General features: G+C 48.7%; 8 protein-coding genes and 1 pseudogene. 7 read left to right on the top strand and 2 right to left on the bottom strand.

The genetic code is table 11. From position 1 onward, the window contains the following. Both BN93_RS05010 and BN93_RS05005 read right to left on the bottom strand, forming a co-directional pair. The coding region (locus tag BN93_RS05010; protein ID WP_044259884.1) for an MFS transporter at positions 1–1,061 on the bottom strand (1,061 nt) is incomplete at its 3' end. Between the two features lie 101 nt (positions 1,062–1,162). Next, positions 1,163–2,316, bottom strand: a pseudogene (locus BN93_RS05005) (LacI family DNA-binding transcriptional regulator). 694 nt (positions 2,317–3,010) lie between these two features. Here BN93_RS05005 and BN93_RS05000 point away from each other — a divergent pair. The 7 genes from BN93_RS05000 to BN93_RS04970 all read left to right on the top strand — a co-directional run. Continuing rightward, a complete protein-coding gene (locus BN93_RS05000; RefSeq protein ID WP_084768700.1) occupies positions 3,011–6,028 on the top strand; it encodes a SusC/RagA family TonB-linked outer membrane protein in 3,018 nt (1,005 codons plus the stop codon). Positions 6,029–6,050: 22 nt separating this feature from the next. Further along, on the top strand, positions 6,051–7,640 hold the full coding sequence (locus tag BN93_RS04995; RefSeq protein ID WP_009231402.1) for a RagB/SusD family nutrient uptake outer membrane protein: 1,590 nt from the start codon (positions 6,051–6,053) through the stop codon (positions 7,638–7,640). 19 nt (positions 7,641–7,659) lie between these two features. Next, positions 7,660–8,817: a SusF/SusE family outer membrane protein gene (locus tag BN93_RS04990; protein WP_019187246.1), complete on the top strand. Its 1,158-nt coding sequence runs from the start codon at positions 7,660–7,662 to the stop codon at positions 8,815–8,817. 920 nt (positions 8,818–9,737) lie between these two features. After that, on the top strand, positions 9,738–10,304 hold the full coding sequence (locus BN93_RS04985; protein WP_044259974.1) for a LemA family protein: 567 nt from the start codon (positions 9,738–9,740) through the stop codon (positions 10,302–10,304). Positions 10,305–10,325: 21 nt separating this feature from the next. Further along, entirely contained in the window at positions 10,326–11,339 is a 1,014-nt protein-coding gene (locus BN93_RS04980; protein WP_019187243.1) for a M48 family metallopeptidase, read from the top strand. Positions 11,340–13,159: 1,820 nt separating this feature from the next. Continuing rightward, on the top strand, positions 13,160–13,945 hold the full coding sequence (nagB, locus tag BN93_RS04975; protein WP_009231406.1) for a glucosamine-6-phosphate deaminase: 786 nt from the start codon (positions 13,160–13,162) through the stop codon (positions 13,943–13,945). 4 nt (positions 13,946–13,949) lie between these two features. Beyond that, positions 13,950–15,405, top strand: a 1,456-nt coding sequence (locus BN93_RS04970) for a 6-phosphogluconolactonase (protein ID WP_019187242.1), incomplete at its 3' end; no start/stop codon positions are given.

The raw sequence follows: 15,405 nt of genomic DNA, 5'->3' as shown, positions 1-15,405 counted from the left end.
AACATGAGGTACTTGTTGGCGATGTAGGGTACCAACAAAAAGCCGATGCCGCCCAATAGTAGCGAGAGGGCATAGGCCATTTTGCGACTGCGGATGTTGGGTAACACCACTGCCCATAGCACGCTGCCAATGGCTTGAACGGCGAAAAGTATGCCCACCCAGTTGCCTGCCTCTTGATATTGGGGTGTGCTGGTGGCCGAATGTAGCTGCATGTCGACGCCCCAAACGGTGTCGGCGATAGAGCCTGTGGTGTAGGTCCACATGTACATAAAGGCAGCCCAGCAGAAGAATTGCACCAGTCCTACGGTCCAGAACGTCTTGGGGGCGTTGCGCAGCAGGGCAAAGACGTTGGTCTTTTCCTTGTCGAGTGGCTTTTCCAGTTGGTTGTATTCGGCATATTCTTTCGGGTTCCACTCCTTAACCTTCAATGTGGTGTAGATAACGCAGAGTATAAGTATGGCTGCGCCCACGTAGAAGGACCAAATAACCGAGTCGGGGACGACACCTGCTGCGGCTATGTTGCTGATGCCGATGAAGGTGAAGAAGAAGGGGAAGATAAAGCCCACCACTGAACCGGCGTTGCAGAGGAAGCTTTGCATGGAGTAGGCCAAGGCCTTTTGTTTCTCGTTCACCATGTCGCCAACCAGCATCTTGAAGGGTTGCATGGCCATGTTGATGCTTGTGTCGAGGAACATGAGTGCCGTCAGGCCGAAAATCATGGCCATGCCTGCCGTCATGCCAAACGAACCGGCATTGGGTAGGAGGCACATCACCAGCACGGCTACCGTTGCACCCACAAAGAGATAAGGTATGCGGCGGCCGAAACGGGTCCATGTTTTGTCGCTGAGTGTTCCCACGAGGGGTTGCACAAGTATGCCCATTAGTGGCGGAAGAATCCAAAAGTAGCTTAGCTCATGTGGGTCGGCGCCAAGTGTTGCGAATATTCGCGAGATGTTGGCACTTTGTAGGGCGTAGGCTATCTGCACGCCGAAAAATCCGAAACTAAGGTTCCATAGTTTCCAAAAGCCCATGTCGGGTTTCTTTTTCAGTTGATTGTTCATATATGGTTATATTCGTAATTTGGCGTTACTGGCTTTTGCACCTCACTGAATGTTGGGTGTGGCATGTGTGGTTGGGTGCATGTTGTTGTAGGTAGTGCTGCTTAGGCCGTTTGTTGTGCCTTAGCTTTCTGGGATTGCGTTTGTTGTTCCACCGGTTTTCCCTTATCGTGCCCCGTATTGGTTTCCTTTGGCAGGGTTCGCGCCAACTGTTCGGTTATGGATGTGGCAATGGGGCGTGTGGAATCTCTCACCACGAGCCGGGTGCGAACCACTCTCCGTTCTGTCTTGCCTTTCTCGATGTGTCCCTCCACGTGTCGCATGAGAATTTCGGCTGCCGCTTCGCCCACCTGAAATCCATGTTGGTCTACGGTGGTTAGGGCTGGGTCGCAGGCCACGGCGCGTTGCCCGTTGGTAAATCCGCATACGCTGATGTCTTCGGGAATGCGAAATCCCCTGCGTTTGGCCGAGTAGAGTATGCCGATGGCCGTATCGTCGTTAACGGCGAAGAAGGCGTCGGGGCGGTCGTGCCTGTCTAACACTTCGGGCATGATGCGTTCAGCATCCAGCCGGTTGTCGCATTGGAACACCAGCGAGGGGTCTACCTTTATGCCGTGTTTGAGCAGTGCGTCGCAGTAGCCGTTGTAGCGGTTCTTGATATTTCGAGTTTCATCGACGCGTTGAAACAGGCCACGCGCCTACAACCTGTTTCCACCAAGTGGGTAACGGCGGCGTAGGCGCCGGCATAGTCGTCTACCACCACGCGGCTGGCGTTTACGCCTGTGCACACTCTGTCGTAGAAGACTAGCGGCACGCCTCTGTCGATAAGGTGTTGGAAGTGGGCGTATTGTGTGGTGTCTTTGGCCTGCGACACGATGATGCCGCATACCTTGTTCTCGAAGAACGACTTACAGATGCTCACTTCGCGTTCGTGCTGCTCGTTGCTGTGGGCCACCATGATGCGGTAGCCTTGTTTCTCTGCCGCCTCTTCAATGCCGGCAAGCACCGAAGCGAAGTAGAAGTGCGTTAGTTCGGGTACAATCACGCCAATGATTTTCATCGGGCGTACTCTGCTGTTGCGCAAGCTTTCGGCGATGAGGTTAGGCGAGAAGTTGTGTTCGTTGGCGTAGGCCTGTATGCGTTCGCGTTGTTGCCGGCTGATGCGTGGGCTGTTTTTCAACGCGCGCGATACAGTCGCAACCGAGACGTTCAACTCTCTTGCGATATCCTTCATCGTGATAGATGCTATTTCTCCCATAATTCTAAATTCTCTTTTGCCGCTAAAAAGCGCATGTAGTTGTTGTCTGTTAAGCCTTTCTGTGATGGCTTTTTGTAGAGGTAGACCTTGCAAAGATATAAATTTATTCTGTATTTCCTTATTTTTTATGCGGAATTATTCATGGTTTTCTGCATATTAGGATGAGTTTTTATGTTGATGAGCCGGTGAACTTTCGGGCTGGTTGGTTTTTAGGTCGGCGGGGCAATGGTTTTTTAAGCTGATTGGTTGGCGGGTTGTAGGGATGTTTAGGGTAAAGCCGGTTGGTTCGTTAACTGGTTGGTAGCGGGAACCCTTTTTGTTTCCTTTGGGCCTTTCATTTGCATACTTTTTCGCCTGATAAAGCTTTTCAATTCATTTTATGCAAACGTTTGCGCTAAACATTTTGCGCTTTTCCTGCGAAAAAAGCACAAACTAACACAAAGAAAGCTACTTTTGCAAGACAGATGTTGTGGCTCATTAAAAACCGTGGGCTCGACAAACCTAGACGAAACAATAAACCGACAGAGTTATTTGGATTGGTGACGAACCGCGAACGGCATTGCCGGAAAGAAAGGATGTGAAACCCGAAAGGGCGAAAAACGACCTTTTACGCGCGCGCGTACCTTATATATAATAACAGCAGACAACTATAATTTAAACAATGCATAACTTAAACTTTTAAAAACTGAGAATGATGAAGCAGCTAATTAATGCGATGCCTCAAAGGATAGCCATGCTAGTGTGTGGACTTATCCTCTCCGTCTGTGCCTTTGCCCAGCAGATTGTGGTGAAGGGACATGTGAAAGATGCAACCGGAGAACCCATTACGGGTGCTACGGTGCGTGTCGCCGGACAAGAAGGCGGAGTGGTTACCGATATCGACGGTAACTTCAGCATCAACGCTAATGCAGGCGCCGAGGTTACGGTGTCGTACATCGGCTATTCCGACGCAAAGGCGCCAGCCAGTGCCAACATGGTTATCGTCATGAAAGACGATGTCGCCAAATCGCTGAACGAAGTGGTGGTGATTGGTTACGGCGTGGTGAAGAAAAGCGACCTGACGGGGTCGGTAACGGCTTTGAAACCCGACTCGAAGAACAAGGGCCTTGTGGTTAACCCCCAAGACATGCTTTCGGGTAAGGTGGCTGGTGTGAACATTACGTCTGACGGCGGTGCACCTGGTGCAGGGTCGAGCATCCGTATTCGTGGAGGTTCGTCGCTAAACGCCTCTAACAATCCTCTTATCGTTATCGGCGGAATTGCCATGGACCAAAATGGCGTGCAGGGTTTGTCTAACCCCTTGTCGATGGTTAACCCCCAAGACATCGAGTCGTTCAACGTTTTGAAAGACGCCTCGGCCACGGCCATCTATGGTTCGCGCGGTTCTAATGGTGTTATCATCATCACCACGAAGAAGGGTCGCAAGGGTATGGCTCCGCAAGTGAGCTATAATGGTAGTGTAACCATTGGTGTTAAGAGCAACTCGCTCAAACTGATGAACGGCGACGAATATCGCGATTTCATTACGAAGAAATACGGGACAGGCAGCGATGCCGCAAAGGCATTGGGCACAGCCAACACCGATTGGCAGAAAGAAATTTACCGTACGGCCGTGAGCCACGACCACAATGTTGCTGTGCAGGGTGCGATTAAGAACTTGCCTTACCGCGTGTCTGTGGGCTATACTGGACAACAAGGTATCCTTAAAACTTCCGATTTCCAACGTGTTACGGCAGCTTTGAACCTCAATCCTTCGCTTTTCGACGACCACCTGACGATGAACCTCAACGCCAAAGGAATGTTCGCCGAAACGAATTATCCTAACTATGCTGCCATTAACGATGCTTTCCGTTTCGACCCCACGCAAAACATTTACGATAACGCTAGCCCCCAGAGCAACAACTTCGCCGGTTATTTCCAGTGGCGTTCGCCAGGTGGTTTCCTCGATGACAAGAATTACGATTACGCCAACAACAACTTAGCTCCCACCAACCCTGTTGCCGCATTGGCATTGCATTACGAAAGAGCTTACAGCCGCTCGTTCGTGGGAAGTGCGGACATCGACTATAAGATTCATGGCTTTGAAGACCTGCGCCTGCACCTTACCCTTGGCGCCGACGTTTCTGAGGGCACACAAAACAAACGCGTACCCCCCACTGCACCCGAAGCTTTCTATTATGGTAGCTATGGTTCGGCCAACAAGCTGAAACGCAATCTCTCGCTCAGCATGTACGCACAGTACTTCAAAGACTTCAATGAGAAACACCACTTCGACATCATGGCCGGTTACGAGTGGCAGCATTTCTGGCGTAACGAGACAAGTGATTATACTGGCTACTATGGCTCGGGTCATAAGTCGAAGGCTGGTCAAGAAACCCCGCACGTGCCTTATCACTCGCGCACCGAGAACTACTTGGTGTCGTTCTTCGGCCGTGCCAACTACACGTTGCTTAACCGTTACTTCTTTACGGCAACGGTGCGCGACGACGGTTCTTCGCGCTTTAAGAAACACTGGGCTTGGTTCCCGTCGTTCGCTTTCGCATGGAAGGCCAAGGAAGAAGGTTTCTTGAAAGACGTTAACGCAGTCTCGGACCTCAAGCTTAGGCTGGGTTGGGGTAAGACCGGACAGCAAGAAGGCATTGGCGACTATAACTATTTCGCCATCTACAACATCAACACGGGCACACAATCCTTCTATCCCATACTCGAAGATGGTAGGTTGGCCATGCCGCAGGCCTACGATCCGAACCTCACTTGGGAAACGACAACCACCTTCAATGTGGGTCTAGACTGGGGCATCCTTAACCAAAGGCTTAGCGGAAGCATCGATTGGTACTACCGTAAGACCACCGACTTGCTCAACTTTGCACCCGCAGCAGCCGGTACGAACTTTGACAACCGCGTGAACACCAACATCGGCGCACTGCGCAATACGGGTGTCGAGGCTACGTTAAGTTGGAAAGCCATCCAATCGAAAGACTGGTATTGGACGCTAGACTACAACGTAACCTTCAACCAAAACCGCATTACCGAACTGGTTGGCGCAAACTCTAAGCCCATAGAGACCGGCGCATCGATACACAGCGGAACGGGAAGAAAGATATTGGCATACGCCGTAGACCGTGCCGCTACTGCTTTCTATGTGTATCAGCAAGCTTACGATGCCAACGGAAAACCCATTGAAGGAGCTGTTGTAGACCGCAATCAAGATGGTATTATTAACGATGACGACCGTTATTTCTACAAGCAAGCAGCCCCGCCTGTAACGATGGGTCTCGCTTCGCGCCTTGAATATAAGAATTGGGACTTGGGCATGTCGTTCCGCGCAAGCATCGGAAACTACGTGTATAACGATGTTGAAGCCAGCCGAAGCGACATGAGTCAGCTGTGGGCACCAAGCGGATTCTTGGAGCAACGGCCTAAATCAGGCCTAGACTTGAACTGGCAAAGCAGCAAATGGACACAAAGCGACTACTTCGTGCATAACGCCTCGTTCTTGCGTTGCGACAACATCACTTTGGGTTACAGCTTCAACAATCTCATGAAGGCGGGCTCTTGGCACGGACTTAGCGGCCGTGTCTACGCCACTGCATCCAATGTTTTCACCATTACCAAGTATAAAGGGCTGGATCCCGAAGTGTTCAGCGGTCTCGACTATGAGCTATATCCCCGCCCCACCTCATTCATACTTGGATTGAGCTTGAATTTCTAACAACCCCAAAAGAGAAATTACAATGAAACGATATATTAAAAACATCCTTCCAGCAGCTGCGATGCTGCTCACCGTTGGGCTTTCTTCGTGTATAGGAGACCTCGACGTAACGCCTATTGACCCCAATAAGCGAACGGAACTGGACCCCGTAGCCTTGTTCAACCAATGCTATGCCAACTTGTCTATTGAGGGATTGGAAGGTCCCGGCAAGTCTATTGTTACTGCCGAAGACCCGGGTACGACGGGTTTGGTGCGCCAATATTTCAACACCAACGAATTAACCACCGACGAAGCCATCTGTTCGTGGAACGACCCGGGTGTGGCTACGATGAACACCAACGAGCAAGGATCCAGCAATGCCTTCCTTGCCATCTACTATAACCGCCTTTACGCGGGCATCTCTGTTTGCAACCACTACTTGGATGTGGCAGCAAACGTAGATGCTACGCGTACGGCCGAGGTACGTTTCTTGCGCGCATTGCAATTCTATTTGGCCATGGATGCCTTCGGAAATATAGCTCTGCCACTCACCGTTAGTGCCGAAAAGCCCGTGCAACGCACACGGGCCGAGGTGTATGCATGGCTCGAAAAAGAACTGTTAGAGATTGAACCGCTCTTGTCCGAGCCAAAGGCCAAGAAGTCTAGCGATGCTGGTTACGGTCGTGCAGATAAGGCTGCTGCCTGGATGTTGCTAACCCGCCTTTACCTCAATGCGGAGGTTTACAGCGGTACTCCACAGTGGCAGAAGGCTGCCGAGTATGCCGAGAAGGTGATAAAGTCGGACTATAAGCTCTTTACCGCAGGCACAACCAACTATTCTGCTTACCAAATGCTCTTTATGGGCGACAACGGCGAGAGCGGTGCCTCGGTAGAAGCAGTGCTGCCACTGCTGCAACAGGGAAATAAAACTGCTGCATACGGAAACACCACGTTTCTCATTTCATCAACCTACGAAAAAGATATGCCCGGTCATGGCATAAGTGGAGTTTGGGCAGGAAACCGTGCACGTCGCGAACTGGTACAGAAGTTCTTCCCTGGAGCTGTTCCCTCCGGAAACACAGCAACCATATTGAATGCCGCTGGCGATAAACGTGCTTTGTTCTTTGCAGTAGATCGTACGTTGGAAATATCCAACGACGATGCCATTAAGGACTTTAAAAAAGGCTATTCGGTAGTGAAGTTCACGGGCATAAAGAGCGACGGCTCGCCCACAACAGACACTGGCTACGCCGATACCGACTTCTTCTTCTTCCGTGTGGCTGAGGCTTACCTCGCATACGCTGAGGCAACGGCTCGCCTTAATGGTGGAAATGCCACAACACAAGGTATTGCCTATCTTAATGAGTTGCGCAAACGCTCGGGTGCTGCTGAACTCCGTGGTTTCTCGTTGCGCGAAATTCTCAACGAGCGTAGCCGCGAATTCTATTTTGAAGGTCAACGCCGCACCGACCTTATCCGTTATGGATACTTTGGTGGAGACAACAATTATATGTGGTCATGGAAGGGTGGAGCGCCTAATGGACGCACCTTCGACGTCCGTCGCAACATCTTCCCCTTGCCTGTTTCCGATCTCTCCGTTAATCCTAACTTGAAGCAGAACCCTGGATATTAAACCATTAATTCAGACAAACATGAATAAAATCATAAAAACATCCTTGATGCTGCTGGGCGGCATCTTTGTGATGGCAGCCTGTTCGGACGATAGGGACGATAACCCCACTATCAAAGTGCCGACAGCATTTAAGATGGAAACGCCTGCATTTGTATCCTCGCAAGTGAATTTGAACAACGCTGCCCAATTTAGTTTCGCATGGGAAAAGCCCGACTTTGGCTATTTTGCCAAGGTGAACTACACCCTTGAAGTGTCTAACACAGGCAAATTCACCGCATCGCCAGCTGATGAGGCGGCCGATCTTAGTGGTAAAGTCGTGGCCGACTATGCCGAGATTTCCACCATCTTCCCCCTAAACAAGGCCACCATCACCAACGACGACTTGGCTTTGGCCATTATGCAAGTGGGACAGTGGGAAAAGCCCGAACAATTGCCAGCAACGCAAAAGGTGTATATGCGCGTAAAGGCAGCATTGCCAAATGTCGCCTCGCTGCACTCTAATGTGATAGAGTTCACTGTTGTTCCTAAGTATGTGAAGTTGCCACCCAAAATTACCAAATGCTATATCACGGGTAGTGAATATGGATGGGGTGGGACTTGGAAACCACTTACGCCAGTAAGAGGTACCATCGGAAAGCAAGGTAAGGGCGTACCCACCTTCTGGATGATGGTTTATTTCAAGGCTGGTGAAGAGTTTAAGTTCGCTCCCAATCCTAAGTGGGAAAATGAGTTTGGCGCGGCTAACGCCACTATCACCGACCATGCAGGGGCTAGTCCCAGTGATGCAGGAGGAAATATTAAGATTGGTAATGCTGGTTGGTATCTCGTTGTCGTTACTAACGATGGCGAAAAGCGTACCGTTAGCTTCGAAAAACCAGAAGTTTACCTGCAAGGAGCAACCAACGGAGGGGATTGGAGCTGCAAGGCTGAGAATCGTTTCACCATCCCCACAACGGCTGATGGCGAATTTGTTTCACCCGCGTTTGTGCAGAGTGGTGAGATTCGCATGTGCGTAAAGCTTAAGGACTTCGAATGGTGGAAGAGCGAGTTTATCGTGAACAAAGCCGGCGACATTGTTTATCGTGGCGACGATGAAAAAGACCCGGAAAAAATCCCAGTAACTGCTGGTCAACGCTGTCATTTGAACTTCTCAACTGGTAAAGGCTCATACAAATAACGAGCTGTTTCGGCTGATGCCGAGAACATAACCTTTAACAAGGCCATACCTGCGTCTCTTCCATGAGGCTTGGGTGTGGCCTTGTTCGTTGTAGGGGCAAGGGTGGTTTTGGTGGATGTTGTCGTGCATGAGTTTACGTTGCCAATTGTTCTGTTTTCCTCTTCATGAGCCATTGCAATTAATCTAGTCATTAGCTATTAAGTAATAATCATGCAATGAATGTATCTAAATTTTATGTTGTATAGCATAAATAGAGAAACAAAATAATAATAGAAGAAGAAATTAAGTAAAGTGTTTTATTTTCTTTTAGAAATATTTGCACCTTGTTTAATTAATGTGTACCTTTGCATCAGTTTAATGAATACGACCGATTTCCAAAACATTTGAAACGAAAACCGAAATAATCTACTGCATAGAAAACTGAAATGCCTTGTAAAGGGGGCGGCTTATGCCGCCCCCTTTCTTTTTTCCCGTCTTGCTTTCTGTAAGTGGTGCATTTACAACGTTCTATTCCATGTTTGCAAGATGTTGCGCGTTTAGGTTTTTAGGTTTTAATAACTGCTTTATAACTGTTTTTTCTGTGTGTGCGTGCAAGGGTAATGCTTGGCTTGCTTTGGCTATGTTGCAGCAAAGCAGATGTCGCATTTAGCAAATCTCGTGCCTAATTCGGCTGCTTGCATATTCATGTGCAATTGCATATCATCCCAATTTTGTTTACATTTCCTTTGCGGTATGTTTTTTTTACGCTATCTTTGCAGCGCCTAGTGTTCTGCATTTCCCTTGTGCATGCCATGTCGTGCTTACGTGGGGGCGGTGCAGAGCGGTGGGCAACTTGATAGTTATTGAATATGATTTTTGGGCGAGTGGCATGCAAAGAACATCTCGTGATGCGCCGCCTTAACATTAAAACGAATAGTCCAATGAGTGCAACAGCAATCGTTATCATTGTAGTGGCCGTGTTGCTCCTGATTTGGGGCGTGGCATTGTATAACAACTTGGTGAAACTTCGCAACAATCGCGAGAACGCCTTTGCCAATGTAGACGTGCAATTGAAGATGCGTCACGACCTTGTGCCGCAGCTTGTGGGCACGGTGAAGGGTTATGCCGCACACGAACAAAGCGTGTTTCAGCGTGTAACCGAGGCGCGCGCCGCTGCTATGGGGGCTACAAGCATAAACGATAAGATAGCCGCCGAGAATATGCTTACCAGTGCCTTGTCGGGCTTGAAGGTTTCGATGGAGGCTTATCCCGAACTGAAAGCCAACGCCAATTTCATGCAGCTGCAAACCGAACTGGCCGACATCGAGAACAAGCTAGCTGCAACTCGCCGTTTCTTCAATTCGGCCACGCGCGAACTTAACAATGCCGTGCAGACCTTCCCCTCGGTAATCTTTGCCAAGATGTTTGGTTTCCAAAAAGAACCCATGTTCGAGATACCCGACAGTCAGCGCGCAGAAGTGGAGCGCGCACCCGAAGTTAAGTTCTAATCAACCCACGCCTTACAACGCATGAAGTACGTAGGAATGCAAACGCAGATTAGCCGCAACAACACGCTCAGCCTGTTGTTGTTGCTGCTCTTTCCCATCATCATCTTGGGTATGGTGTGGGTTTTCCTCGCCGTGGTCAACTATTTTGGTAACGGCTACTATGATGTCAATGGCGAGTTTCATCGCCAGTTAGACCTTCATGCCGTGTTAACAACCTTCGTCGAAGTTCTTCCGTGGGTTGTGGGCATCGTGGGCGTGTGGTTCTTGATAGCCTATTTCTTCAATGCAAGCATGATACAGCATGTGGTTCAGGCCAAGCCGCTCACTCGGAAAGACAATGCGCGCGTGTACAACATCGTTGAAAACCTCTGCATGGCCTGCAACATGGATATGCCGGCCATCTATGTTGTCGACGACAACCAGCTAAACGCCTTCGCCAGCGGCATAAACAAGCGCACCTATGCCGTTACCGTAACCACAGGACTATTGAAAAAGCTCGACGACGACGAACTGGCGGGTGTCTTGGCGCACGAACTAACCCACATACGCAATCGCGATACGCGCCTGCTTATCACCAGCATCGTGTTCGTTGGCATCGTCAGCACGGTGATGATGGTGGCTGCCCGTCTGCTTTATGGCTTTATGATTAGTGGCGGCTCGCACTCGCGCAGCAGCAGCAACAAAGACAATCGCAATGGCATGGCGGCCACATTTATTGTGCTGGTTGTGGTGGTGATATGTGCGGCCATTGCCTATTTCTTCACCTTGCTCACGCGTTTTGCCATTTCGCGAAAGCGCGAATACATGGCCGATGCTGGCGGAGCCGAACTGTGTGGCAATCCTTTGGCGTTGGCATCGGCATTAAGAAAAATATCCAGAAACCCTGGTTTGGATAGCGTTAACCGCGAAGACGTGGCTCAACTCTTCATCGTTCACCCCGATGAAATGGACCTTGGCTTGTTGGGATTTGTGAAAGGTCTGTTCAGTACGCACCCCGACCCAGAGAAACGCATTGCTATTCTCGAACAATTCTAGGCTTATTTTGAGTTTTTGAGTTTTTGAGTTCATGAGCTTTTGAGTTTATGAGTTCGTGAGCTTTTGGGCTCATGAGCTTTTGAGCTTGTAAGTTTGTGAGCTTTTGGGTTTATGATTTCATGATTTTTTGCGTTTATAAGTTTTTGGGTTCATAGGCTTTTGAGTTCATGATTTTTTGAGTTTGTGAGCTTTTGAGTTCATACGCTTTTTGAGTTCATGAGTTTTTGAGTTTGTGAGCTTTTGAGTTCATACGCTTTTTGAGTTGATAAGTTTTTAAGTTTTTGGGCTTTTGAGTTCATACGCTTTTAAAGTTCAAGGGCTTTTGGGGTTCATCAGTTTTTGAGTTCATATTTGTTTGAGTTCATAAGCTTTTGTGTTCATTATTTTTTTTGAGTTCATGAGCTTTTAAGCTTGCTTTTTTTGAGTTCGTAAGTCCTTAAATTCATAGGTCTATAAAGTTTCGCAGCCCTTCTGCCTTTTGCTTTTACCTGCGAAATAAGCTTGTAATCTCGTCGGCTTGTCAACTCGTTCCCTCGTCAGTTTGTCCTCTTGTTTCCTTCCCCTCTTGTTAACGCTTTCTCTCTTTCTCTCGTACCCTTGCCAACTTGTTAACTCGTCCTCTTGTTAACTTCTATTCTTGTCCTCTCGTTAACTTGTCAATTCGTTCTCTCGTCAACCAGATTTTTGTCTTCTTTTCAGTAAGATTTTTAACATTATGAGTGCCTTTTTATCCACCAAGTGTCCACCTGGCTGCAAAAAATCGATTCTCGCGAGGGTTAGTTTTGATGCAAAACGGGCTAAGTTGTAAATGCAAACAAAATGAATATGCCTTGCATAAAACCGCAATTTGCACCAGATTTTGTGCTGTTTGCGGCTAATTGAAGTGCATTTTGGTGCTAAACGCAGTGCATTTTGGTGCTAAACGCAACGCATTTTGGTGTTAAACGCAGTGCGTTTTGGTGCTAAATGCAGTGCGTTTTGATGCTAAACGCAAGCCAAAATGCTGCTAAATGCAGGGCGAAACGCATAAATATCCACGTCAAAGCGATAGGCAAAACCTCTCCTTACCATTAAAAGCATGGCTCAAAAGGTGCAAAATACCCATTAAAAAGTGGCATTTTAGGGGCTAAAAGCAGGTAATTGGACCTGAAAAATTACGAGCTGGCAACCAAACTAGAAAGGCAAAGTGGTGCAAAATGCAGGTTGTTTTCTTAAAATTGGACTAAAACAGGGAGGTGTAAAGCTGAAAACAACAGCTAATTGCATGCTTTTAGCCCGCTGTTTTCGCTAGAATGGGGTGGCGAACGAGGTGTATTTTGTAAAATATATCGTATCGTTTTAAGGTTTGTGAGGAGGTGAACTTGTGAGTTGTTAAGCTTATCAGGTTTGTGAGTTTCTGATTTGTTAAGTTCATAGGTTCATAAGTTTAATGCGTTGTTAAGCTTATGAGTTTTGTGAGTTAATGCGTTGTCCAGTTCATAAGTGTGTAAATTTGTAAGTCTATTCCCCGCTTTTTAACAAAGCATCTTATCGCATCCATCTAGCAAGAGCATCGTTCATTGCTATCTCGCACCCACACATCAATTCGCAAACAGGCAGCCGCCAAAGCCCGCCAATAGGCCAACCAGCAAGCCTATTCATACAGAACGAATTGCAAAGACCAACTGTCAAATTCGCCTGCATACGCCCATACGGCATCCTCATGAAAGGGGAAAAACACCGTTTACTTAGATTTTCTCTATATAAGTTGCCCTTATTAGGCTTATTTTGTGTATATTTGCAGTTCATAATCTTACAAACAAATTTATATTTAAAAAGCCATGCGATTAATAATAAAGGCAGATTATGACGGACTGTCCAATTGGGCAGCTGAACACGTCATTGAAAGTATTAACAAAGCAGCACCCACTAAGGAACGCCCCTTTGTGTTGGGATTGCCCACTGGCGGCACTCCCGTAGGCATGTACCAAGCTTTGGTAAAGGCATGCAAGGAGGGAAGGGTGTCGTTTAAAAACGTAGTTACGTTCAATATGGACGAATACGTGGGACTGCCCGTTGAGCATCCCGAAAGCTACCACTCGTTTATGTACCGCAATTTGTTCGACCATATCGACTGTCCCAAAGAAAACGTGCACATCCTTAACGGCAATGCAGAAGACTGGGAGGCCGAATGTCGCCAATACGAAGAGGCTATCAAGGCCGCAGGAGGCATCGACTTGTTTATCGGCGGTGTGGGTGTAGATGGCCATTTGGCCTTCAACGAACCCGGTTCGTCGCTCACTTCGCGCACCAGGCGCATGCCTTTAACCCACGACACGCGTGTGGTTAACTCGCGTTTCTTTGATAACGACTTCGAAAAAGTGCCCCGTTTCTCGCTCACTGTGGGCGTAGGCACCGTTATGGATGCACGCCAAGTGATGGTACTTATCAACGGACACGGTAAGGCCGGCGCTTTGCGCGATGCCGTTGAAGGCCCCGTTACGCAGATGCGCACCGTTAGCGCGCTGCAAATGCACGAAGATGCCATCATCGTTTGTGACGAAGCTGCCACCGACGAACTGAAAGTTGGTACTTACAAATATTTTAAAGATATAGAAAGGGCTTAACGATATGAGACTTAACCTAAGTTCGGAAATTGTTCTAAACAAAATTCCCGAAGAATATTACAACCCTAAAAACGCCGTCGAACGCTCTGAAATAACACGCTGCGAGAAAATAAACACCGACATCTTCCCCAAGATTGAAGAAGGTGCCGAACACATCGCACGAGCCATCGAGGCCGAGATAAAACTTAAAAACGATCAAGGCAAGCTTTGCGTGTTGGGCTTGGGAACGGGCAATTCGCTAACGCCCGTGTTCGAAGAGCTTATCAAACGCCACAAGGAACATGGGTTAAGCTTTGCTCGCGTGGCTGTGTTCAACGCCTACGAGTATTTCCCACTCAACGAAGGAAACCCACATAGCAGCATCAGCCAATTGCGCGAACGCTTTCTCGACCATGTGGACATCGCTCCCGAAAACGTGTTTACGCTCGATGGAACGGTGCCACAAGAGATGGTGAACAGCAGTTGCAAGCAATATGAGCAGCGCATTGCCGACATGGGCGGCATCGATGTGATGTTGCTTGGCGTGGGGCGTATGGGCAATATCGCCACGAACGAACCTGGTAGTGTGCTTACTTCGGGCTCGCGCCTGATACTTATTGATGCCGTTTCGCGCGAAGAAATGACGTTGAGCTTTGGCTCTAAGGAGGCCGTTCCGCCCTGTTCTATCACCATGGGCATCTCTACCATCCTCGGCGCACGTAAGATTTACCTCACTGCTTGGGGCGAAGATAAGGCCGACATCATACAGAAAGCGGTGGAAGAGAAAATCACCGACGTGCTGCCCGCCTCGTTCTTGCAGACGCATAAGGATGCCAACGTTGTCATCGACCTGCCCGCGGCATCGCGCCTTACGCGCATTGTGCACCCTTGGTTGGTAACTTCTTGCCAATGGACAGACAAGCTTGTGCGTTCGGCTTTGGTATGGTTGTGTCAGCTTACGGGCAAACCCATCCTCAAACTTACCAACAAAGACTATAACGAGAACGGTCTAAGCGAACTCTTGGCTTTGTATGGTTCGGCCTATAATGCCAACATCAAGATATTTAACGACCTGCAACACACCATCACGGGATGGCCTGGCGGTAAGCCTAACGCCGACGATACCTATCGTCCAGAGCGTGCAACGCCTTATCCTAAACGTGTGATTATCTTCTCGCCGCACCCCGACGACGATGTCATCTCTATGGGTGGAACGCTACGCAGACTGGTTGAGCAGGGTCATGAGGTGCATGTGGCTTATCAAACATCGGGCAACATCGCTGTTGGAGACGAAGAGGTAACGCGCTTTATGCACTTTATCAATGGCTTTAATCAGCTGTTCGCAGGCGATTCGGATACCGTTATCAAGGATAAGTATCGCGAAATAAAGGCTTTCCTCAAAGAGAAGAAAGACAGTATTGGCGATACGCGCGACATTCTTACCATCAAGGGACTTATCCGTCGCGGTGAGGCCCGCACGG

The organism is Prevotella conceptionensis 9403948 (assembly GCF_000312305.1).
Lineage (GTDB): Bacteria > Bacteroidota > Bacteroidia > Bacteroidales > Bacteroidaceae > Prevotella > Prevotella conceptionensis.
Note: the sequence above shows the minus strand (reverse complement) of the source record. Positions and strands in the feature narration are given on the sequence as shown.

Excerpts from the sequence above, each read along its gene's own strand:
- BN93_RS04990 (WP_019187246.1), top strand. The coding sequence starts at position 7,660 with ATGAATAAAATCATAAAAACATCCTTGATGCTGCTGGGCGGCATCTTT.
- nagB (WP_009231406.1), top strand. The coding sequence starts at position 13,160 with ATGCGATTAATAATAAAGGCAGATTATGACGGACTGTCCAATTGGGCA.
- BN93_RS04995 (WP_009231402.1), top strand. The coding sequence starts at position 6,051 with ATGAAACGATATATTAAAAACATCCTTCCAGCAGCTGCGATGCTGCTC.
- BN93_RS04980 (WP_019187243.1), top strand. The coding sequence starts at position 10,326 with ATGAAGTACGTAGGAATGCAAACGCAGATTAGCCGCAACAACACGCTC.
- BN93_RS04985 (WP_044259974.1), top strand. The coding sequence starts at position 9,738 with ATGAGTGCAACAGCAATCGTTATCATTGTAGTGGCCGTGTTGCTCCTG.
- BN93_RS05000 (WP_084768700.1), top strand. The coding sequence starts at position 3,011 with ATGAAGCAGCTAATTAATGCGATGCCTCAAAGGATAGCCATGCTAGTG.